Origin of the sequence: Streptomyces sp. JH002 (assembly GCF_050916115.1) — a bacterium.
Taxonomy (GTDB): Bacteria; Actinomycetota; Actinomycetes; order Streptomycetales; family Streptomycetaceae; genus Streptomyces; species Streptomyces xiamenensis.
In genome coordinates this window covers 1984415-2004804 of sequence record NZ_CP087989.1, presented here as the reverse complement: position 1 = coordinate 2004804, position 20390 = coordinate 1984415, and the positions used below count along the sequence as shown (strand labels likewise).

18 protein-coding genes are annotated in these 20390 nt (G+C 72.6%); 11 read left to right on the top strand and 7 right to left on the bottom strand.

The window, feature by feature from the left end:
* Positions 1–15 precede the first annotated feature (15 nt).
* Complete coding sequence (locus H7827_RS08670) at positions 16–1998, bottom strand: bifunctional serine/threonine-protein kinase/glutamate ABC transporter substrate-binding protein (RefSeq protein ID WP_432743925.1); 1983 nt, start codon at positions 1996–1998, stop codon at positions 16–18.
* A gap of 111 nt (positions 1999–2109) precedes the next feature.
* Here H7827_RS08670 and H7827_RS08665 point away from each other — a divergent pair, with 111 nt between their 5' ends.
* Positions 2110–2766: a class I SAM-dependent methyltransferase gene (locus H7827_RS08665; RefSeq protein WP_432743923.1), complete on the top strand. Its 657-nt coding sequence runs from the start codon at positions 2110–2112 to the stop codon at positions 2764–2766.
* On the opposite strand, the gene H7827_RS08660 is transcribed toward H7827_RS08665, so the two are convergent.
* The 3 genes from H7827_RS08660 to H7827_RS08650 are packed head-to-tail and all read right to left on the bottom strand — an operon-like array spanning position 2753 to position 4142.
* Entirely contained in the window at positions 2753–3409 is a 657-nt protein-coding gene (locus H7827_RS08660) for a GNAT family N-acetyltransferase (RefSeq protein WP_432743921.1), read from the bottom strand. The two genes, H7827_RS08665 and H7827_RS08660, sit on opposite strands and share 14 nt — an antisense overlap.
* A gap of 41 nt (positions 3410–3450) precedes the next feature.
* Entirely contained in the window at positions 3451–3984 is a 534-nt protein-coding gene (locus tag H7827_RS08655) for an AAA family ATPase (protein WP_432743919.1), read from the bottom strand.
* Positions 3985–3995: 11 nt separating this feature from the next.
* Positions 3996–4142: a hypothetical protein gene (locus tag H7827_RS08650; RefSeq protein ID WP_432743917.1), complete on the bottom strand. Its 147-nt coding sequence runs from the start codon at positions 4140–4142 to the stop codon at positions 3996–3998.
* A gap of 72 nt (positions 4143–4214) precedes the next feature.
* On the opposite strand from H7827_RS08650, the gene H7827_RS08645 reads away from it, so the two are divergent.
* Entirely contained in the window at positions 4215–4799 is a 585-nt protein-coding gene (locus H7827_RS08645; RefSeq protein ID WP_432743915.1) for a CGNR zinc finger domain-containing protein, read from the top strand.
* Here the strand turns inward: H7827_RS08645 and H7827_RS08640 are convergent.
* Both H7827_RS08640 and H7827_RS08635 read right to left on the bottom strand, forming a co-directional pair.
* On the bottom strand, positions 4779–5933 hold the full coding sequence (locus H7827_RS08640; protein WP_432747956.1) for a hypothetical protein: 1155 nt from the start codon (positions 5931–5933) through the stop codon (positions 4779–4781). The genes H7827_RS08645 and H7827_RS08640 overlap by 21 nt on opposite strands.
* A gap of 199 nt (positions 5934–6132) precedes the next feature.
* Entirely contained in the window at positions 6133–7308 is a 1176-nt protein-coding gene (locus H7827_RS08635) for a peptidoglycan recognition protein family protein (RefSeq protein ID WP_432743913.1), read from the bottom strand.
* 196 nt (positions 7309–7504) lie between these two features.
* Between H7827_RS08635 and H7827_RS08630 the strand changes: the two genes are divergently transcribed.
* The 6 genes from H7827_RS08630 to H7827_RS08605 all read left to right on the top strand — a co-directional run bounded on the left by H7827_RS08630 (position 7505) and on the right by H7827_RS08605 (position 16083).
* Positions 7505–8935 (top strand): nitrate/nitrite transporter, encoded by a 1431-nt coding sequence (locus H7827_RS08630; RefSeq protein ID WP_432743911.1) that lies wholly within the window; start codon positions 7505–7507, stop codon positions 8933–8935.
* A gap of 112 nt (positions 8936–9047) precedes the next feature.
* On the top strand, positions 9048–10196 hold the full coding sequence (locus tag H7827_RS08625) for a uroporphyrinogen-III synthase (protein ID WP_432743909.1): 1149 nt from the start codon (positions 9048–9050) through the stop codon (positions 10194–10196).
* 132 nt (positions 10197–10328) lie between these two features.
* The gene (locus tag H7827_RS08620; protein ID WP_432743907.1) at positions 10329–11297 is read left to right on the top strand and encodes a CehA/McbA family metallohydrolase; all 969 of its coding nucleotides are present in this window, start codon (positions 10329–10331) and stop codon (positions 11295–11297) included.
* Between the two features lie 91 nt (positions 11298–11388).
* The gene (locus H7827_RS08615; RefSeq protein WP_262833151.1) at positions 11389–13719 is read left to right on the top strand and encodes a HelD family protein; all 2331 of its coding nucleotides are present in this window, start codon (positions 11389–11391) and stop codon (positions 13717–13719) included.
* Between the two features lie 342 nt (positions 13720–14061).
* Positions 14062–15480, top strand: coding sequence for an NAD-dependent malic enzyme (locus H7827_RS08610; protein ID WP_386532692.1), 1419 nt, complete (start codon positions 14062–14064; stop codon positions 15478–15480).
* 321 nt (positions 15481–15801) lie between these two features.
* A complete protein-coding gene (locus tag H7827_RS08605; protein ID WP_019433197.1) occupies positions 15802–16083 on the top strand; it encodes an HU family DNA-binding protein in 282 nt (93 codons plus the stop codon).
* Positions 16084–16292: 209 nt separating this feature from the next.
* Here the strand turns inward: H7827_RS08605 and murA are convergent, their stop codons facing one another.
* A complete protein-coding gene (murA, locus tag H7827_RS08600) occupies positions 16293–17615 on the bottom strand; it encodes a UDP-N-acetylglucosamine 1-carboxyvinyltransferase (protein ID WP_030736985.1) in 1323 nt (440 codons plus the stop codon).
* Positions 17616–17734: 119 nt separating this feature from the next.
* Between murA and H7827_RS08595 the strand changes: the two genes are divergently transcribed.
* From H7827_RS08595 to H7827_RS08585, 3 genes are read left to right on the top strand one after another with little or no spacing between them, the layout of a single operon-like run.
* The gene (locus H7827_RS08595; RefSeq protein ID WP_386532687.1) at positions 17735–18292 is read left to right on the top strand and encodes a YqgE/AlgH family protein; all 558 of its coding nucleotides are present in this window, start codon (positions 17735–17737) and stop codon (positions 18290–18292) included.
* An 11-nt stretch (positions 18293–18303) separates the two neighbouring features.
* Positions 18304–18627: a DUF3039 domain-containing protein gene (locus H7827_RS08590; RefSeq protein ID WP_262833150.1), complete on the top strand. Its 324-nt coding sequence runs from the start codon at positions 18304–18306 to the stop codon at positions 18625–18627.
* Positions 18628–18655: 28 nt separating this feature from the next.
* The gene (locus H7827_RS08585) at positions 18656–20305 is read left to right on the top strand and encodes a beta-N-acetylhexosaminidase (protein WP_432743903.1); all 1650 of its coding nucleotides are present in this window, start codon (positions 18656–18658) and stop codon (positions 20303–20305) included.
* The last annotated feature ends 85 nt before the right edge of the window (positions 20306–20390 follow it).

Sequence of the window (20390 nt, the reverse complement as noted above, 5' to 3'; positions counted from 1 at the left end):
CCGGCGGATGTGCGGCTAACCGTCCTCGCACCGCTCCAGGTCCTGGAGGGACGGGCTGTCGCGGGATTCGCCGCCCAGGAGGTCCTGCAATTCGTTCTGGTAGAGCTGCTGCCAGCGCCCGTCCCGGATCACGTCGCGGATCACCCCGCACACCGTGTCGCGCAGTGCGCCCTCGTCGGACTGGAGGCCGACGCCGTAGCGTTCCGTGGTGAAGGAGCGGGGGAGCATCTCCAGTTCGTCCGGGTGCTGGGCCTGGAATCCGGCCAGGATCAGATCGTCCGTGATCACCGCGTCGTAGGTGCGGTCCAGGAGCAGGTTCACGCACGTGTCGTAGTCCGACCGGGTGTCCACCACGAACCTCCCCGGCCAGTCCTGTTCCAGGGCGCCCACCGATGTGGAGTTGTCGCCGGTGCACACCCGGGTGCCCTGCGGGAAGTCCGCCGGACCCGAGACGTCCTCGTACATGCCCTGTCGCATGAGCATCGTCTGGCCGGTGATGAAGTACGGGCCGGCGAACGTGACGCCCTCCGCCTGGCGTTCGGGCGTGATGCTGTATGTGGCGACGACCAGGTCCAGCTGCCGCTGGCCCAGCAGCTTCTCCCGGTTCACGCTCGACACCGGCACGAACTGCACCTCGGTGTCCGGGTCGAAGCCCAGGTCCGTGGCGATCATTTTGGCGAACTCGATGTCGAAGCCGCGCCATTCGCCGTCGACCAGCTCGCTCATGCCGGGCTGTCCCGACTTCACGCCGATCCGCAGCAGGCCCCGGGTCTCCGCGCCCTGGATGGTGGGCGAGGTGTCGGACAGCCCGCCCCCGCCTCCCGGGCCCCACAGCAGCCAGCCGCCGCCCGCCAGCAGCGCGAGGACCAGGGCGATCGCCGCGGCCGGCGCCCACCGGCGGCGGGAGCCCGGGGGCGGCGGGAGTTCCGGTGGCGGCTCCTTCGGCGGTCCGGGGATCGCCGGCGGCTCCTCGCGGGCGATCCGGCGCAGCCCGTCCTCCGCCTCCTGCGCCGATATCCGGTGCCGGGGCAGCTTGCGCAGCAGGCCCTCGATCAGCGGTGCCAGCGGACCCGCGTACCGCATGGGCGGGGTGGGGGAGTTGAGCGCAGCCTGCTGGATCTCCAGGGCGTCCAGGCCGCTGAACGGCGGTCGGCCCTCCACCATTTCGTACAGCGTGACGCCCAGCGACCACAGGTCGGAGGCCTGCGAGGCCCTGCGTTCGGGCCCGGGCGAGAAGTGGCCCAGTTCGGGGGCGAGATAGCGCGGCGTACCGATGACCGAGTGCGAGCGGGTGACCTGGGCCGCCCCCTCGAAGGTGGCGATGCCGAAGTCCATCAGCAGGGCCCTGCCGCCCCGCCGGAAGAGGATGTTGTGCGGTTTGACGTCGCGGTGCAGCACTCCGGCCGCGTGCACGGCGCGCAGGCCGCGCAGCACCTGGAGCGCGATCCGGGCCGCGCGGTGCACCGGGAGGCGGCCCTCCTCGCGCAGGATGTCGGCGAGCGAGCGGGCGTCGAGCAGTTCCATGACGATCCACACCTCGCCCTCGGCGCCGGTGCCGTCCTCCGCCTCCACCATCTCGGCGGCGCCCTCGATGATGTCGTGGACGGCGATGACGTTCTGGTGGCCGATGCGGGCGATGGCCTGGGCCTCGCGGCGGGCGCGTTCGACCAGCTCGGCCTGGGTGGACGGGTCGATGCCGCCGCGCAGCAGCACGCCCTTGACCGCGACCGGCCGCCCCAGCCGCGTGTCCATGGCCTCCCACACCACGCCCATCCCGCCGCGGCCGAGCTGCCTGCGCAGCTGGTAGCGGCCGGCGATCACCGGGTACGGGCCGGGTGGCGGCAGGGGCTGGGTGACGGTGGTGGGGGTCTCGACGGGTTCCGGCTGGTCCGGCCGGGTTCGGCCGGGCAGCTTGTACGTGTCGGGGTCGGGCTCGTGGCGCAGCCGTCTGGTCTCTTCGGCGTCGCCGCTTCCCGCCCCCGTTTCGTTGCCGTGCATGGGCCCCCACTCAATGAACGGTCAGTCCTGATCGTCAGGTTAGACACTCATCCGCAAAACATCAGGACCTCTTCCGGCATCGCCTCGCCCGGACGCGTAAAGTCCGCGGCCATGGCCACCTCCGAAGAAGCCACCGCCGCCGCCACCCGGGACGCCTACGGGGCGATGTCCGGCATGTATCAGGAGTTCGTGCAGGAGCAGTTCCCCCGGCAGGCGTACGACTTGGCCCTGCTCTCCGTCTTCGCCGATCTGGTCCGGGACGCCGGTCCGGTGGCCGACATCGGTTGTGGGCCGGGTCATGTGACGGCGCATCTGGACGGGCTCGGCGTCGACGCCTTCGGGGTCGACCTGACCCCGGAGTTCGTCGCGCTGGCCCGCGCCGCGTACCCGGGGCTGCGGTTCGAGACCGGCACCATGCTCGACCTGCGCCCGCACGTCCCCGGGGGAGGTTCGCTGGCCGGCGCGCTGGGCTGGTACTCGCTCATCCATCTGCCACCCGCGCAGGTGCCGCTCGCGCTGGCCGAGTTCCACCGGGTGCTGGCCCCGGGCGGGCACCTGCTGCTCGGCTTCCAGTCCACAGCGGCAGGTGCCGCGCGGGAACCGGTGCCCTTCGATCACAAGGTGACGCCGGGCTGGCTGTGGCCGGTGGACACCTTCGCGGACGCGCTGACCGCCGCCGGGTTCACCGTCAGCCTGCGTTCGCTGCGCGAGCCCGGTGCCGACTCCCGCCGCCACCAGGGCTATCTGCTGGCGGTCAGGGAAGGCTGAGGCCGAACAGCTCCCGGCAGCCGTCCGTGAGCCCGTGCACCGTCACCGGGACCGTACGGTGGGCCTGCCAGTCGGCGCGGTCCACCCGCAGCCGCTGGAGGGTGCGCGGGCGGCCCTGCACGGACGCGGTGGTGATGCCGTCGTCGCGGTAGCCGAGCCGGCGCGAGACGCCGAGCGAGCGCGGGTTGTCGGTCATCGCCGCGGAGGTCATCGAGCGCGCGCCCAGACCCTCGAAGGCCAGGTGTAGCGCCGCCGCCCGCATCTCGGTTCCCAGGCCCCGGCCCTGGTGCGGCAGGCCCAGCCAGGAGCCGGTCTCGGCCTCCGCGGTCACCGCGAAGTCGGTGGCCATGACGTCCTGGCGGCCGATGACGCGCCCCTCGTGCCGTACCGCCAGGCTCAGCGCCCACGCCTCCGGGCGCCAGGCGGCGACGGTGCCCAGCAGATGCTGGAAGGTGGCGCGCGCCCGCTGCTGCGGGGCGGCGTCGCTCCAGGGGAAGCTGAACGGCATGGCGCCGTCCTCGTGCACCCCGTTCCCCGCCACGGCCGCGAGCTCGGCCAGTTCCTCCAGGCCGGGCAGGCGCAGTTCAAGGCGGGGGGTGGTCAGGCGCAGGCCGTACAGCGGCCAGATCTCGTGCGGTTCCATCGCGTGATGCTGCCCGAGACAGGCCCCGCGCGTCGAACGTTTTAGAGCCGTCCGGCGATGGTGCGCGCGACCTCCGCCGGGGGAGTGTGGGTGGTGTCGATGAGGTGCGCCTCGGTGCGCAGCCAGGGCAGGGCCGTCGTGTACCGCTCGATGTGGCCGAGCCGCCACTGCCTGGCCTCGGGGGTGCTGGTCTCCGGGGCGGTGTCGGTGGTGATCCGGTGGGCGAGCGTGTCCGGGTCGGTGTGCAGCACGAAGTGGTGTACGGGGACGGCGGGTTCGGTGGCGAAGCCGTTCGCCAGCTCGTCCCAGTACGCCCGGGTCAGCACCGTCTGCGGGATGATCAGCGGCCCGCCGCCGGTGAAGCCGAGCAGCTCCCGGGCGGTCGCCACGACCAGCGAACGCCACGGGTGCCACTCCTGGAAGTTCCGTGCCGGGTGCCGGCCGGCCAGGACACCTCGCAGCAGGTAGCCGACCTGCTCGGCGTCGAAGACGTACGACCCCGGGAGCAGGCCGGCCAGGTGCCGGGTGGTGGTGGTCTTGCCGGCCCCGAAGGTGCCGTTCAGCCAGACGATCATGCCGCCCCAGGCTACGCGGGGCGCCGCCGCTTGGTGGGCTGATGGCCGTGCCGGATCGCGTTGCCGGCGTCGATGCCGTACGCCGCGTCCGCGCCGACCCGGCGCAGCCAGCGCCAGCCGTGCCGTATCCGTGCCTGAGCCCGTGTCGAGGTCCGCATGGGAAACCGCCACCTCCGCGTTAAGGTGTGTAGAGGAGTTACAGCGGTTACCGTACCAGGACGAGGTAAGGCATGAAAGTCTCTTTTTCCGATTACGCCGCCGGGGCGGGACTCGCCACCGACCTCGTCAACACCTCGCCCCTCGTGTGGAAGAGCGCCGGCGAGATGCTCGGCGACCCCGCCGGGCTGGCCGACTTCCTCAACGAACACGGCATCGACCACCCCGCCCCCACCCCCGCCGACCTCCGCCAGGTCCACCACCTGCGCGATGACCTGCGCGCCGTCCTGGAGGCCGGCACCGAGGACGCGACCGCCGCCGGCGCCAACGCCCTGCTCACCCGCGCCGCCACCGCCCCCGTACTGGAACGCGACGCCGACCGGGAGTGGCAGTGGTACGTGGCCACCGACCCCGCCACCCCCCTCGCCGACCGGCTCGCCGTGCTCACCGCCACCGGCCTGCTCGGCACCCTGCGCACCCTGGGCCACACCCGCTTCCGGCCCTGCGCCTCGCCCACCTGCGACGGCCTGTTCGTGGACACCAGCCGTGCCGGGCGCCGCCGCTACTGCATGCCGGAGCTGTGCGGGAACCGCGCCAACGTCGCCCGGCACCGCGCCCGCAGCCGGCGGAAGGCCGAATCAGCCCGCGGCCACCGGTGAGAACGGCGGCCGGTCGCGCTCCGCGCCCGCCGAACGCCCCGTCCAGCGGTACTTCTCGGCGAAGCCCTCCTGCCGGGCCACCCCGTCCGGGCCGACCACCCGGACGCTGTCGGCCACGTAGTACGTGCCGTCGCCCAGCGCCTCGAAGCCGTACTGACCGTGGAAGTCGAAGCCGTCACTCACCTTCAGCAGGTCACCGCGTTCACGCTCGGGCTGCCCCTTGATCTCCCCGCGCACCGGCCGCGCCGTGCCGTCGACCACGAAGAACGAATAGTTCGGGAAACCGGCCTTCGCCCCCTCGTACACCGCCAGGAACCAGTCGCCGGTGTGGGGGTCGTACTCCAGGTTCTGCACCCCGTACCGGGTGTTGCCGGTGTACGCGAAGAACTTGCCGTCCGTACGGGACGGGCCGCTGTGGTGCGGGGCCGCCTGCGACAGCGGGCGCTCGTACCGCCGCCAGTCGCGCACGTCGTACTCCAGGATCACCTGGTGGTCGTTGTCGGTCCGCTCCGTGTTCGAGTAGACCCCGTACGCCACCTTCAGGGTGTCCCGGCCCTGCCCGGGCCGCTTGCCGAACCCCGGCCCGAACGCCACCCCGTCGATGCCGCTGCACCCGTACCGGTGGTCGGCGGTGTCGCCCGTGTCACCGTCGAAATGACCGTCACCGTCCATGTCGGCGGTGAAGTCCTCGACCACCTCGGGCAGATACACGGCCGTCATCACGCCGTCCCGCTCGGCGTTCATGCCGACGCGGTCGACCTTGCGCACATCGAAGATGGCGATGTAGAACGCCTCTTCCGCCTTGTACTCCAGCGAGCCGTAGACCCGGCCGTCCCGGGGGTTCAGGTCGAGATCCCCGAGGTGCCCGGTCAGGCCCTCCACCGTGCCGATGACGTTGCCGCGCAGATCGGTCTTCACCAGCATCTGCGTGAAGGACCAGTACATGAAGCCCTTCTCCCGGTCCACCGCCACTCCCTGGAGGTGGGAGGTGGGCCAGGCACCGCCGTTGATCTCGTTCGGGAGCGCGGGCAGCGGCGGCCTGCCCCGATCCTCCTCGGCCACCGCCGCCACCGCCGGTGTGACGGTGGTCAACAGCAGCCCGGACAGTACGGCAAGGACGGCGAGCTTTCGCATCATGGGGGCCTCCTCGGACACGTTGTACCGCGACATCCCGATCCTGGGGAGCGGGGATGAACACGGCGCGCCGCAGCGGCCGGCCCCCGGCGACGCCCACGTGAACACGCGAGGGCGGCACGTTGGGCGTCACCGGGGTGCGGGCCGCAGGGGCCCTACGGGGCGTACTTGGCGTACGGGCCCTGCTCGCGGGCGGCGGTCAGCGCTGCGAGGCGACCGCCTCGCGCAGCGCCGCCAGCTCCGCGTACATCACCTCACCGGGGCAGTCCGTCTCCAGCCAGTCACGGTGCCCGCTGATCTCCGCGACGTCCTTCTCGACACCGTTGACCGGGTTCACGTAGGTGACGTCCGCCAGCGGGTCACGGCCGTGCAGCCGGAACGCCGTGCGCACCAGGCGGGTGAGGGAGGCGCGGGCCGCGTCCGTCGGAGGCCGCTCCGTCAGATCGCCGAGCAGCGCGATGCCCAGGTTCCCGGAGTTGAAGCCGCCCACGTGGAAGGCGGTCACGAGGTCGCCTTCCTCGTTGTGCGCCGGAAGGCCGCCCTCGCCCGAGTAACGGCCCTCGTAGATCCGGCCCTCCTCGTCGATGAGGAAGTGGTAGCCGATGTCGCCCCAGTCGTTGGTGAGCGCGTGGAACTCGTAGATCCCGCGCACCGTGGCCGCCGGGTCCGGGTCGTCGTTCGGCGTGACGGTGTGGTGCACCGTCAGGGTCTGGAACGCGTAGAACTCGGTGGGGGTGTTCTCGCTGCCGTCCGGCAGGAAACGCAGCGACTCGTCCGCACCCCAGGCCGCCCGGGAGAGGTACTCCACGCCACGCACCCGGGTCGGGTCCGTGGGCACCGGGATCTCGTGGCGCGGGCCGCGCGCGGTGTCCAGGGCGACCGACAGCAAGTCGGTGGCCCCCTGCGGCGCCCGCAGTTCGTAACCGGTGGCCTGCCGGGCGGCCACCAGCAGCCGGCCGCCGTTGCTGTCGGAACAGCCGCCGCCGCTCAGCGGCGTCCACGCGCCGGCCTCGTCACCGTCCGCGCCGGTGAACCGTATGCCGCCGCCGGTGGCGTGACGGGCGCCGGCCCAGGCGACACCGACGAAGCCGATCGGGAAGGCGGTACGCACCGCCTCCTCGCCGGTGGCCGCCGCGCTGCGGGTCTTCGGGAACGACTGCGGCGTCGTACCGGCCGGTGCCGCGTCACCGGCCTTGCCGGCGCCGTCACCGGCGCTGTCGCCGTCACCGGAGCCGCCCGTCGCCGCGATGACCGCCGGGGTCACCACGGCGCCCGCCGCCACCGCGCCGGCGGTGCCGATCAGCGCCCGGCGGGTGACCCGCGAGGCGGGCCGGTGGGAGGTGGGGGGTGTGGGGGATGTGGGGGATTCGGGCATGTAGAGGTCCTTGTCGCCTTGTGCAGTACGGGAGTTCGGACCCCTCCATGCTTAGCAGACCGGCGGGCCGGGGACGCTCACCGGGCCCGCGGGCCCGCCGTGAGTGCACGGTTGCCTGCGTGACATCTGAGGCGATCGCCACGGACATCCGGCCCGTCTACGGTGCCCGTGCAGACACACCCCCGAGGGAGGCGCCATGACAGGACCAGCACCACAGGCGGGAGCCGGGCCGGCCCCGGCCGCCGGAGCCCGCACCCGTCGCCCCGGCGGGCGCTGGATCCAGCACTGGGACCCCGAGGACGAGCGGTTCTGGGCCGAGAAGGGCGAACGCATCGCCCGCCGCAACCTCGCCTTCTCCATCCTCTCCGAGCACATCGGCTTCTCCATCTGGACCCTGTGGTCGGTCCTGGTGCTGTTCATGGGCCCGGAGTACGGCATCGACGCGGCCGGCAAGTTCTTCCTCGTCTCGGTCGCCACCCTCGTCGGCGCGATCGTCCGCGTCCCGTACACCTTCGCCGTCGCCCGGTTCGGGGGCCGCAACTGGACGGTGGTCTCCGCCGCCATGCTGCTGCTGCCCACCGCCGCCGCCTGGATCGTGATGGAACCGGGCACCTCGTACACCACCTTCCTGCTGGTCGCCGTCCTCACCGGCGTCGGCGGCGGCAACTTCGCCTCCTCCATGACCAACATCAACTCCTTCTTCCCGCTGCGGAAGAAGGGCTGGGCGCTCGGCCTCAACGCGGGCGGCGGCAACATCGGCGTCCCCGTCATCCAGCTCGCCGGCCTGCTGGTCATCGCCACCGCGGGCGACGGCAGCCCGCGCGTGCTGCTCGCCGTCTACGCCCCGCTCATCGTGCTCGCCGCCGTCCTCGCCTGGCGCCACATGGACAACCTGGAGACCGTCACCAACGACACCGGCGCCGCGCGCGAATCGGTGCGCGACGGCCACACCTGGATCATGTCGTTCCTGTACATCGGCACCTTCGGCTCGTTCATCGGCTACAGCTTCGCCTTCGGGCTCGTGCTCCAGAACCAGTTCGACCGCACCCCGCTCCAGGCCGCCTCCATCACCTTCCTCGGCCCGCTGCTCGGCTCGCTCATCCGGCCCGTCGGCGGCGCGTTGGCGGACCGGTTCGGCGGGGCGCGCATCACCCTGTACACCTTCTGCGGCATGGCGGCGGCCACCGGCGTGGTGATCCTGGCCTCGCAACAGGAGTCGCTGCCGGTCTTCCTGATCGGCTTCATCGCCCTGTTCGTCCTCACCGGACTCGGCAACGGCTCGACGTACAAGATGATCCCCGGCATCTACCACGCCAAGGCGCACGCCCTCGGCCTCACCGGCGAGGCCGCGGCGGCCTACGGGCGGCGGCTGTCCGGCGCGGCCATCGGGCTGATCGGCGCGGTGGGCGCGCTCGGCGGCCTCGGCATCAACCTCGCCTTCCGCCAGTCCTTCCTGTCCACCGGCACCGGCACCGCCGCCTTCGTGTCCTTCCTCGCCTTCTACGTGGCATGCTGCGTGGTCACCTGGGTCGTATACCTGCGCGGCACGGGCACCGGCCGCCCGCAGGACGGCGGGACGGCCGATACCGCCGGACAGCGCGCACAACCCGCCTACGCGGGTGTATGACGGCGGCCCGCGGCGTTACACCCGGGAAACCTGACGGGAGCGGCCCTGTCACCGGCCGTTGACAGGCTGGTCCGCCAGGCTCGACACCCTCTTGCCCCTTGGGAACCACCAGATGCAGCGAGACCCCCAGCCGATCGACCCCCTGGCCGGATTCACGGTCGGGGTGACCGCCGCACGACGGGCGGAGGAACTGATCGCCCTGCTGCGGCGGCGCGGCGCCGAGGTGGTGCACGCCCCGGCGCTGCGGATCGTCCCGCTCTCCGACGACGACGAACTGCTGCACGCCACCCGGGAGCTGACCACCCACCCGCCGGACGTGGTGATCGCCACCACCGCGATCGGCTTCCGGGGGTGGGTGGAGGCCGCCGAGGGCTGGGGCGTCGGGCAGGAACTGCTCGCCACCCTGGGACGCTCCGAGGTGCTGGCGCGCGGCCCCAAGGTGCGCGGCGCCATCCGGGCGGCCGGGCTCACCGAGGAGTGGTCGCCCGCCTCCGAATCGATGGCCGAGGTCCTCGCGCGGCTGCTGGACGGCGGCGTCGAGGGCCGCCGCATCGCGCTCCAACTGCACGGCGAGCCGCTGCCCGGCTTCATCGAGGCGCTGCGCGAGGCCGGGGCACAGGTGGTGGAGGTCCCCGTCTACCGCTGGATGCCGCCGCAGGACATCGCCCCCGTGGACCGGCTCATCGACGTGACCCTGGCGGGCGGCCTGGACGCCCTGACCTTCACCAGTGCCCCGGCGGCGGCCTCCCTGCTGCGCCGGGCGGAGGAACGCGGGCTGCTGGGATCCCTGTTGGAGTCCCTGCGCCGGGACGTGCTGGCGGCCTGCGTGGGCCCGGTCACCGCACTCCCGCTGGAATCATGGGACGTACCGGTACGGCACCCCGAACGCTTCCGGCTGGGCCCCCTGGTGCAACTGCTGTGCACCGAACTCCCCACCCGCGCGAGGGTGCTGCCGGTGGCCGGGCGGCGGATGGAGGTACGCGGCCACGCGGCGGTGATCGACGGCGAACTGCGGCCGGTGCCGCCCGCCGGGATGGCGCTGCTGCGGGCCCTGGCCAGGCGCCCCGGCTGGGTGGTGCCGCGCGGTGAACTGCTGCGGGCCCTGCCGGGCGCGGGCCGCGACGAGCACGCGGTGGAGACGGCGATGGCCCGGCTGCGCACCGCGCTCGGTGCCCCGACGATCATTCAGACGGTCGTCAAGCGCGGCTACCGGCTGGCGCTCGACCCCACGGCGGGGGACGGCGACAAGTACGCCGGGTGACCGCAGCGCGGCCCGGCGGCCGGCCACACCGAACCGCCCGCCCCCACCCGCCATGTTTGCCCGGGCACAGGCCGAGGCCATCACCATGGCAGCGCGGCACGAGCCGGCGGCACGAGGGACGTGGGAGGGACCATGGGGCACCGCTGGTACCGGGGCGACTGCCATGTGCACTCGGTGCACTCGGACGGCACGCTGACCCCCCGGCTGCTGCTGGCCGCCGCCCGCGCCGCCGGACTCGACTTCCTGGCCAGCACCGACCACAACACCGCGGACGCGCACGGCGCCTGGCCGCGCACCCCCGGCGACCCGCTCGTGATCCCGGGCGAGGAGGTCACCACCGCCACCGGCCACTGGCTGGCACTCGGCCTGCCGCCCGGTCGGCTCATCGACTGGCGCTACGGCGTGCGCGACGCCCGCCTGCAGCGGCACCTGGACGAGGTGCACGCCGCCGGCGGCCTGTGCGTGGCCGCCCACCCCCACGCGCCCTACCCCTCCGGCACGTTCATGTACCCCTACGAGGGCTTCGACGCCGTCGAGGTGTGGAACGGGCCGTGGACCTCGCGGGTGCCGTGGCAGGCCGACAACGAGGCGGCGCTGGCCGAATGGGGCCGAGGGCTGGCGGCCGGCGTGCACGACGGCCGGTGGCGGCCCGCGACGGGCGGCAGCGACACCCACCTGGAGGGGCAGCTCGGCATCCCGCACACCGTCGTACGCGCCGAGTCGCCCGGCCAGGCAGCGCTGCTGGCCGGGCTGCGTGCCGGGCACAGCTGGATCGCCGCCTCCACGGCGGTCACGCTCGACTTCTCGGCCGCGGCGGGGGCCGGGGACACGGCACGCCGCGCGGGCCCCGGCGACCGGCTGACGGCGGCCGTCGATGAGCCCTGCCTGGTCAGGGCGGCGATACACGGCGTGCCGCACGCGACGGTCACCTTCCACACCGAGCTGGGCGCCGCGCACCGTGCCATGCTGCCCGCCTCGGGGACCGGCACCGTCGAATGGCACACCGGGCCACGGGAGTCGGGGTTCGTGCGGGCCGAGGTCCGCGACGCGGACGGCGCGATGGCGGCGCTGAGCAATCCGGTGCTTCTGGGGGCGGCCTGAGACAAGCGCGCCGCAGGCTTCGCGTACCGTAGTGCGCCGTTCTTCAGTGCAGTGCATATGCCAGTGCGCAGGTCAGAAGGGGGCCGAGGTCGTGGACGTACGGGAACGGGAGGTGCTTGGCGAGCAACGGCACCTCGACACCGTGTACGGGCGGCTTGAGGAGAAGATCCACGAGGCCGAGTTCCTGATGGCGGATGCCGCCAAGCGTGTGCAGGTCGGCACCCCGGGCGCGCTGGCCGAGCGCGACGCGCAGGTCTTCCAGGCCGGGATGCACCTGTCCCGGCTGAACAACGAGTTCGAGGACTTCCTCTTCGGCCGCATCGACCTGCTCGCAGGCCAGGACGGACGGCGCGGCCCCGACGGGGCGCTGACCTCGGTGGATCCCGCCGAGGACGCCGTCCGCCCGGGCCCCGACGGTGAGCCGGCCGCCGAGATCGCCGAGACGCTGCACATCGGACGGCTGGGCGTGCTCGACGCCGAGTACGTCCCGCTGGTCATCGACTGGCGCGCCCCCGCCGCCGCCCCGTTCTACCGCGCCACCCCGGTCGCGCCCGGCCGCGTCGTGCGGCGCCGCGTCATCCGCAGCAAGGGCCGCCGCGTCCTGGGCGTCGAGGATGACCTGCTGCGCCCCGAGCTGCGCGCCACCCTGGCCGGCGAGGAACTGCCGGTGGTCGGCGACGGCGCGCTGATGGCGGCCCTGGGGCGCACCAGGGGCCACCGGATGACCGACATCGTGGCCTCCATCCAGGCCGAGCAGGACGAGGTGATCCGCGCCCCCGCCGTCTCCGTCACCGAGGTGACCGGCGGCCCCGGCACCGGCAAGACCGCCGTCGCCCTGCACCGCGCCGCCTACCTGCTGTACCAGGACCGGCGCCGCTACGCGGGCGGCATCCTGATCGTCTCGCCCACCCCGCTGCTGGTCTCGTACACCGAGGGCGTGCTGCCGGCGCTCGGCGAGGAGGGCCAGGTCGTCATCCGGGCGCTGGGCTCGCTGGTGGAGGGCGTGGAGGCGCAGGCGTACGACGAGCCGCCCGTCGCCCGGGTCAAGGGCTCCGCCGCCATGGCGCGCGTTCTGTCCCGCGCGGCGCGCGGCGCCGTGGACACGCCCCAGGCGCCCGAGCGCCTCCGCGTCGTCGCCTTCAACGCCCGCGTCGAACTCGACGCCGCCGACCTCGACCGCGTACGGCAGCAGGCCCTCGGCGGCACCGCCCCCGTCAACCTGCTCCGGCCCCGCGCCCGCCGTCTCCTGCTGGACGCCCTGTGGCACAAGTCGGGCGCCGCCGCCCGCCGCTACGGCGACGCCGAACTCGCCCAGGAGGCCCGCGACGGCTTCAACGAGGACATCTCCACCGAGGACGCCTTCACCGACTTCCTCGACGCCTGGTGGCCCGAGGTCACCCCGCTGCAGGTGCTGCGCGCCATGGCCGACGAGTCCCGGCTCGGCCGCTGGGCACGCCGCCTGCTGCGCCCGCGCGAGGTGCGCCAGCTGGCCCGCTCGCTGCGCCGCGTCACCCCCGACGGCGGCGGCCTGTCCGTCCACGACGTCGCGCTGCTGGACGAGCTGCGGCAGCTGCTGGGCACCCCCTCCCGGCCCAGGGAACGGGAGCGGCGCGAGGCCGACCCGCTGGACCTGCTCACCGGCCTGGAGGAGCTGAGCACGTACGCCGACCGGCTCGGCCCCTCACGCCGGGAGCGGCGCGAGCGCCGCGAGCAGGAGGGGGAGCGCGCCGACTACGCGCACATCATCGTGGACGAGGCGCAGGACCTCACCCCGATGCAGTGGCGGATGGTGGGCCGCCGGGGCCGCCAGGCGACGTGGACGATCGTCGGCGACCCGGCGCAGAGCTCGTGGTCGGCGCCCGAGGAGGCGGCGGCCGAGAAGGACGGCGCGCTGGGCACCCGCCCGCGGCGCCGCTTCGAGCTGACCGTGAACTACCGCAACCCGGCCGAGATCGCCCAGGTCGCCGACCGGGTGCTGGCGCTGGCCATGCCGGGTACGGTGCCGCCGCGTGCGGTGCGCGCCACCGGGGTGCGCCCGGTGTACGAGGTGGCAGTGGGCCGGGACGGCGCGCCGGAGCGCAGCCCGGGCGAGGCGGCCGTGCGGGCGGCGGCCGAGCGGCTGCTGGCCGAGGTGGAGGGCACCGTCGGCGTGGTGGTGGCGATGGGCCGCCGCGCGCAGGTGCGCGGCTGGCTGGCGGGCGCGGGGGAGCGGCTGCTGGTGCTCGGCTCCCTGGAGGCCAAGGGGCTGGAGTACGACGCCACGCTGGTGGTGAGCCCGGCGGAGATCGCGGACGAGTCCCCGGCGGGGCTGCGGGTGCTGTACGTGGCGCTGACCCGGGCGACGCAGCGGCTGACCGTCCTGGCCGGCGCCGCGGACGACCCCGACGGGGACGGGGTGCCCGATCTGCTCAGGGAGACCTGACAGGCATATGCGCCGCGCGTATGAGGTAGAACGAGGAACGAGCGATTCGGCGGCGGAACGCTCTAGTTGTGTTCTGCTGTGGTTTGTTACGCTTTAGGTGGCACCGGCCCGATCCATGCCCCCGGGCCCAACCATTGTCGCTACGAGCGACCACTTGCCGCGAGGCGAGCTGGCGGGTCGGTGTCAAGACTTTTCTCACACTCTCTCCCTCACCCCGGTGCCGTACGCACCCCTTGCGTTGTTACGGTCATATAGGTCGATGCCCCTGGGTTACCGGCTACTCCACGGTAGGTGCGACCATTCGGGGGCACGCGTGAAGGTGAAAGTGAAGGAAGTCGGCTCATGGCAACGGCGCCCAGCGTCTCGTACTCGATGACCGTTCGGCTGGAAGTTCCGGCCAGCGGCACGGCGGTCAGTCAGCTCACCACGGTCGTGGAGTCCTCCGGGGGTTCCGTCACCGGTCTCGACGTCACCGCGTCCGGCCACGAGAAGCTGCGTATCGACGTCACGATCGCCGCCTCCTCCACGGCGCACGCGGATGAGATCGTGCAAAAGCTCCGGGGAATCGAGGGCGTCGCGCTCGGCAAGGTCTCCGACCGTACGTTTCTGATGCACCTCGGCGGCAAGATCGAGATGACGTCGAAACACCCGATTCGCAATCGCGACGACCTCTCGATGATCTACACGCCCGGCGTGGCCCGGGTGTGCACCCAGATCGCCGCCCACCCCGAGGACGCCCGGCGCCTGACCATCAAGCGCAACAGCGTCGCCGTGGTCACCGACGGCTCCGCCGTCCTGGGCCTGGGCAACATCGGCCCGCAGGCCGCGCTGCCCGTCATGGAGGGCAAGGCGGCCCTCTTCAAGCGGTTCGCCGGCATCGACGCCTGGCCGATCTGCCTGGACACCCAGGACACCGACGCCATCGTCGAGGTCGTCAAGGCGATCGCCCCCGGTTTCGCGGGCATCAACCTCGAAGACATCTCCGCCCCGCGCTGCTTCGAGATCGAGGCGCGGCTGCGCGAGGCCCTGGACATCCCGGTCTTCCACGACGACCAGCACGGCACCGCCATCGTCGTACTCGCCGCGCTGCACAACGCGCTGCGCGTCGTCGACAAGGAACTCGCCGACGTACGCGTGGTGATGTCCGGCGCCGGCGCGGCCGGCACCGCGATCCTCAAGCTGCTGCTGGCGGCCGGCGTCAAGCACGCCGTCGTCACCGACATCCACGGCGTCGTGCACGCGGGCCGCGCCGACCTGGTGGACGCCGAACCCGGCACCCCGCTGCGCTGGATCGCCGACAACACCAACCCCGACGGCGTCACCGGCACCCTCAAGGACGCCATCGTCGGCGCCGACGTCTTCGTCGGGGTCTCGGCCCCCAACGTGCTGGACGCCGACGACGTCGCGGCCATGGCCGACGACTCCATCGTGTTCGCGCTCGCCAACCCCGACCCGGAGATCGACCCGGCGATCGCGCGGCAGACCGCCGCCGTGGTGGCCACCGGCCGCTCGGACTTCCCCAACCAGATCAACAACGTGCTGGTCTTCCCCGGGGTCTTCCGCGGTCTGCTCGACGCGCAGTCACGCACCGTCAACACCGCGATGATGCTGGCCGCCGCCCGCGCGCTGGCCGATGTCGTGGGCGAGGACGAGCTGAACGCCAACTACATCGTGCCGTCGGTGTTCAACGAGAAGGTCTCCGGCGCGGTCTCCGGCGCCGTCCGCGAGGCCGCCCAGGCCACCCACGCCGCCGAGGCGTAGGCGACACCGCGCGGCCCGCAGCGGCCCGCACACGGCTCCGTACGGCCCCGGCACCGGCCCGCCCCCGGCGAGTCGGTTGCCGGGGCCACCGGCGCCCCCCGTAGGGTGATGCGGAGGCTGAGCCCCGGGACGGACGCCAGGACTCTTCGTGTGACACCGCGGGCGCCGGATTGGCCTTCACACCACTGGTGGAGGCAGGATGCGTATCCGGGCGCGAGGGTCACCAAAGCTGACCCGGGTCCGGGAACTGTCCGAGGGTCCTGGCAGCATCGGCTTCGATCTCACGCCTCATCGGCAAGGAAGAACACGGGAGTACGAAATATGAACCGCAGTGAGCTGGTGGCCGCTCTGTCCGAGCGTGCCGAGGTGACCCGGAAGGACGCCGACGCTGTACTGGCGGCCTTCGCGGAGATCACCGGGGAGATCGTGTCCAAGGGCGACGAGAAGGTCACCATCCCCGGCTTCCTGACCTTCGAGCGGACCCACCGCGCGGCGCGCACCGCCCGCAACCCGCAGACCGGCGAGCCGATCCAGATCCCCGCCGGGTACAGCGTCAAGGTCTCCGCGGGCTCCAAGCTCAAGGAAGCCGCCAAGGGCAAGTGACCCTGAGCGCAGGCTCTGGGCAGTACCACCGGCAGTAGGCACCGCGAGGGGCCGCTGAACGTGGTGGTGAACGTATGAGGGTGGCCCCCAGCCAGGGGGCCACCCTCTTCGTCGTCCGTGTACGGCGCGTGTCCCGCGTCCCACCCCCGGACGACGGTTGGCCGTGCGGCCGGGGGCGGGACGCGGGACGGGCGCCGCGGGGCGCCGGGTTACGCGGGGCGCTCGACCTTCGCGCCCAGATCCTCCAGTTTCTTGATGAAGTTCTCGTAGCCGCGGTTGATCAGGTCGATGCCGTGCACCCGTGAGGTGCCCTGCGCCGCCAACGCCGCGATCAGATAAGAGAACCCGCCGCGCAGATCGGGAATCACCAGATCCGCGCCCTGGAGTGTGGTCGGCCCCGACACCACGGCCGAGTGCAGGAAGTTGCGCTGCCCGAACCGGCAGGCCGAGCCGCCCAGGCACTCGCGGTACAACTGGATGTGCGCGCCCATCTGGTTGAGCGCGCTGGTGAATCCGAGCCGCGACTCGTACACCGTCTCGTGCACGATGGACAGCCCCGACGCCTGGGTCAGGGCGACCACCAGCGGCTGCTGCCAGTCGGTCTGGAATCCGGGGTGGACGTCCGTCTCCAGCGCGATCGCGTTGAGCGGGCCGCCCGGGTGCCAGAAGCGGATGCCCTCGTCGTCGATCTCGAAGGCACCGCCCACCTTCCGGTAGACGTTCAGGAACGTCATCATCTCCCGCTGGGCTGCCCCGCGTACGTAGACGCTGCCCTTGGTCGCCAGGGCGGCGCTCGCCCACGAGGCGGTCTCCAGGCGGTCCGGGAGGGCCCGGTGGGTGTACCCCTCCAGACGGTCCACGCCGGTGATGCGGATGGTGCGGTCGGTGTCCATGGAGATCATCGCGCCCATCTTCTGGAGCACGCAGATGAGGTCCTCGATCTCCGGTTCGACCGCGGCGTTGGAGAGTTCCGTCACACCCTCGGCCAGCACGGCGGTCAGCAGCACCTGTTCGGTGGAGCCCACGGAGGGGTACGGCAGCCGGATCTTGCAGCCGCGCAGTCCGCGCGGTGCCTCCAGGTACTGGCCGTCGGCGCGCTTGTCGATGGTGGCGCCGAACTGGCGCAGCACGTCGAAGTGGAAGTCGACCGGACGGCCGCCGATGTCGCAGCCGCCGAGGCCGGGGATGAACGCGTGCCCGAGCCGGTGCAGCAGCGGGCCGCAGAGCAGGATCGGGATGCGGGACGAGCCGGCGTGCGCGTCGATGTCGGCCACGTTGGCGCGTTCGACCCGCGAGGGGTCCATGTACAGCTCGCCCGGCTCCTCGCCGGTGCGCACGGTCACACCGTGCAGCTGCAACAGCCCGCGCACAACACGGACATCACGGATATCGGGGACATTGCGCAGCCGGGACGGACTGCTGCCGAGCAGCGCCGCCACCATGGCTTTCGGCACGAGGTTCTTGGCGCCCCGCACCTTGATCTCGCCCTCGATCGGGGTGCCGCCATGAACAATCAGGACGTCGTCAGTCATGGAACTCGCGATCTCCAAGAGGGCCGGGGGAATCGAGCGGAGGTAATCGAAATGGTAATGCTCCACACGGTCCGCACCCGGCACTCCCCACCGCCCTCCCGATGGGGAATCATGTCCTCATGACCGAGGTGTCCTCGCTCACCGGGCGGCTGCTGGTCGCCACCCCCGCGCTGTCCGACCCCAACTTCGAGCGCGCCGTGGTGCTGATGCTCGACCACGACTCCGACGGAGCCCTCGGGGTCGTCCTCAACCGTCCCACCCCCGTCGGCGTCTCCGAGGTGCTGGAGGGCTGGGCCGAACTGGCGGGCGATCCCGGCGTCGTCTTCCAGGGCGGCCCCGTCGCCCTGGACGCCGCCCTCGCCCTCGCCGTCGTGCCCGGCACCGGGCCGCTGGGCTGGCGTCGGGTGCACGGTTCGATCGGCCTGGTGGACCTGGAGGCGCCACCCCAGGTGCTGGCCGCCGAGGTCGGCTCCCTGCGGGTCTTCGCCGGCTACGCCGGATGGGGCCCCGAGCAACTGGAGGCCGAGCTGGAGGAGGGCGCCTGGTACGTGGTGGAGTCCGAACCGGGGGACGTGTCCGCCCCGCGCCCCGAGGGCCTGTGGCGGGCGGTGCTCCGCCGCCAGCGCGGCAAACTGGCGCTGCTCGCCACTTACACGGATGACCCCTCGCTCAATTAGGCTTGGTGGTCATGAGCACCCTTGAGCCCGAGCAGCAGCCCGAGCGCGGTGCGGGCACCGGCACCCTCGTCGAGCCCGTCCCGCAGACATCGCACGGCGATGGCGACCATGAGCGCTTCGCCCACTATGTCCAGAAGGACAAGATCATGGCGAGCGCGCTGGACGGCACGCCCGTCGTGGCGCTCTGCGGCAAGGTGTGGGTACCGGGCCGGGACCCGAAGAAGTACCCCGTCTGCCCCATGTGCAAGGAGATCTACGAGTCCATGGGCGCCTTCGGCGGCGGTGGCAAGGGCGGTAAGGACGGCAAGGGCGGCAAGGGCGGCGGCAAGAAGTAAGCCGCCGCCGTGGGGGAACCATCCCTCCATGACCGCTGAGAATGCCGAGACCGCCGGGGCTCCCGGGACCACGGGCGCCGATCTCGTACCGGCACCGCTGACGTACACGCCGGGCCCGGGTGCCGGGACCGCACTGGGGCCGGGGGCCGTGCTCGACGCCGCCCCCGGTACGGAAGGGACGGCCCGCCTGCTGCGGGCCTTCCTGGGCCTGGAGCCCTCCGGCGCCGACCGCGGGACACGGGTGCGGCTGACCATCGACCCGGAGCTGGCCGGCGGCCCCGAGGCGTACCGGCTGACCGCGGACGACGACGGGGTGCTCATCACGGGCGGCGGCCCGGCCGGGGTCTTCTGGGGCGCCCAGACACTGCGCCAGCTCGCCGGACCCGACGCCTACCGTCACGCCCCGCTCACCGGACGTGAGTGGCGACTGCCGGCCGTCACCGTCGAGGACGCCCCGCGCTTCGCCTGGCGCGGCTTCATGCTGGACGTCTCCCGGCACTTCCTGCCCAAGGCGGGCGTGCTGCGCCAGCTGGACCTGATGGCCGCCCACAAGCTCAACGTGCTCCATCTGCACCTCACCGACGACCAGGGCTGGCGCGTCCAGATCGACCGCTACCCGGAACTGACCGGAACGGGCGCCTGGCGGCCCCGCTCGCGCTACGGGCACCGCCACTCCCCGCTGTGGGACGAACGGCCGCACGGCGGCTTCTACACCCGCGAGGACCTGCGGGAGATCGTCGCCTACGCCGCCGAGCGGCACATCACCGTCGTCCCCGAGATCGAACTGCCGGGGCACTCGCAGGCCGCCATCGCCGCGTACCCCTGGCTCGGCAACGAGGGGCACGGTTCCCCCGGGGTGTGGACCGACTGGGGCATCAGCCCGCACGTGCTCGCCCCCACGGACGAGGTGCTGCGCTTCTACGAGAACGTCCTGGCCGAGGTCCTGGAGATCTTCCCCTCGCGCTTCATCCACATCGGCGGCGACGAATGCCCCAAGGACCAGTGGCGCACCTCACCGGTGGCCCAGGAGCGGATCGCGCGGGAGGGCCTGGGGGACGAGGACGGGCTCCAGTCGTGGTTCATCCGGCACTTCGACCGCTGGCTGAGCGAGCGCGGACGGCGGCTGATCGGCTGGGACGAGATCCTGGAGGGCGGACTGGCGCCGGGCGCCGCGGTCTCCTCCTGGCGCGGCTACGAGGGCGGCATCGCGGCGGCCTCGGCGGGGCACGACGTGGTGATGTGCCCCGAACAGTTCGTCTACCTCGACCACCGGCAGGCACCGGGGGAGGACGAGCCGATGCCGGTCGGCTGGGTCCGCACACTGCGCGACGTATACGAGTTCGAGCCGGTGCCGCCCGCGCTGGCGGGACAGGAGGCGGAGCGGCACGTCATCGGCACCCAGGCCAACCTGTGGACCGAACTCGTCGACGGCGAGGCCCGCGCCGACTACCAGACCTACCCGCGGCTGTGCGCGCTCGCGGAGGTGGCGTGGAGCGCGCCCGGGCGGCGCTCGTGGCCCGACTTCGCACAGCGGATGACACGCGCGCACTACGCGCGGCTCGACGCGCTGGGTGTCGCGTACCGGCCGCCGGGCGGCCCGCACCCCTGGCAGCGGCGGCCGATGCCCGCCGGGCACTCCGGACAACTCGGGCGTCCCGTCGACGGCGAGCCCGGCTGAGTTCGCAACGGGCGTGACGCGCTTCCGGAATGAGGGTGACCCCGGCACCGGTGGAGCGGGAAAATGTGCCAGAGTTGCCTCGCAG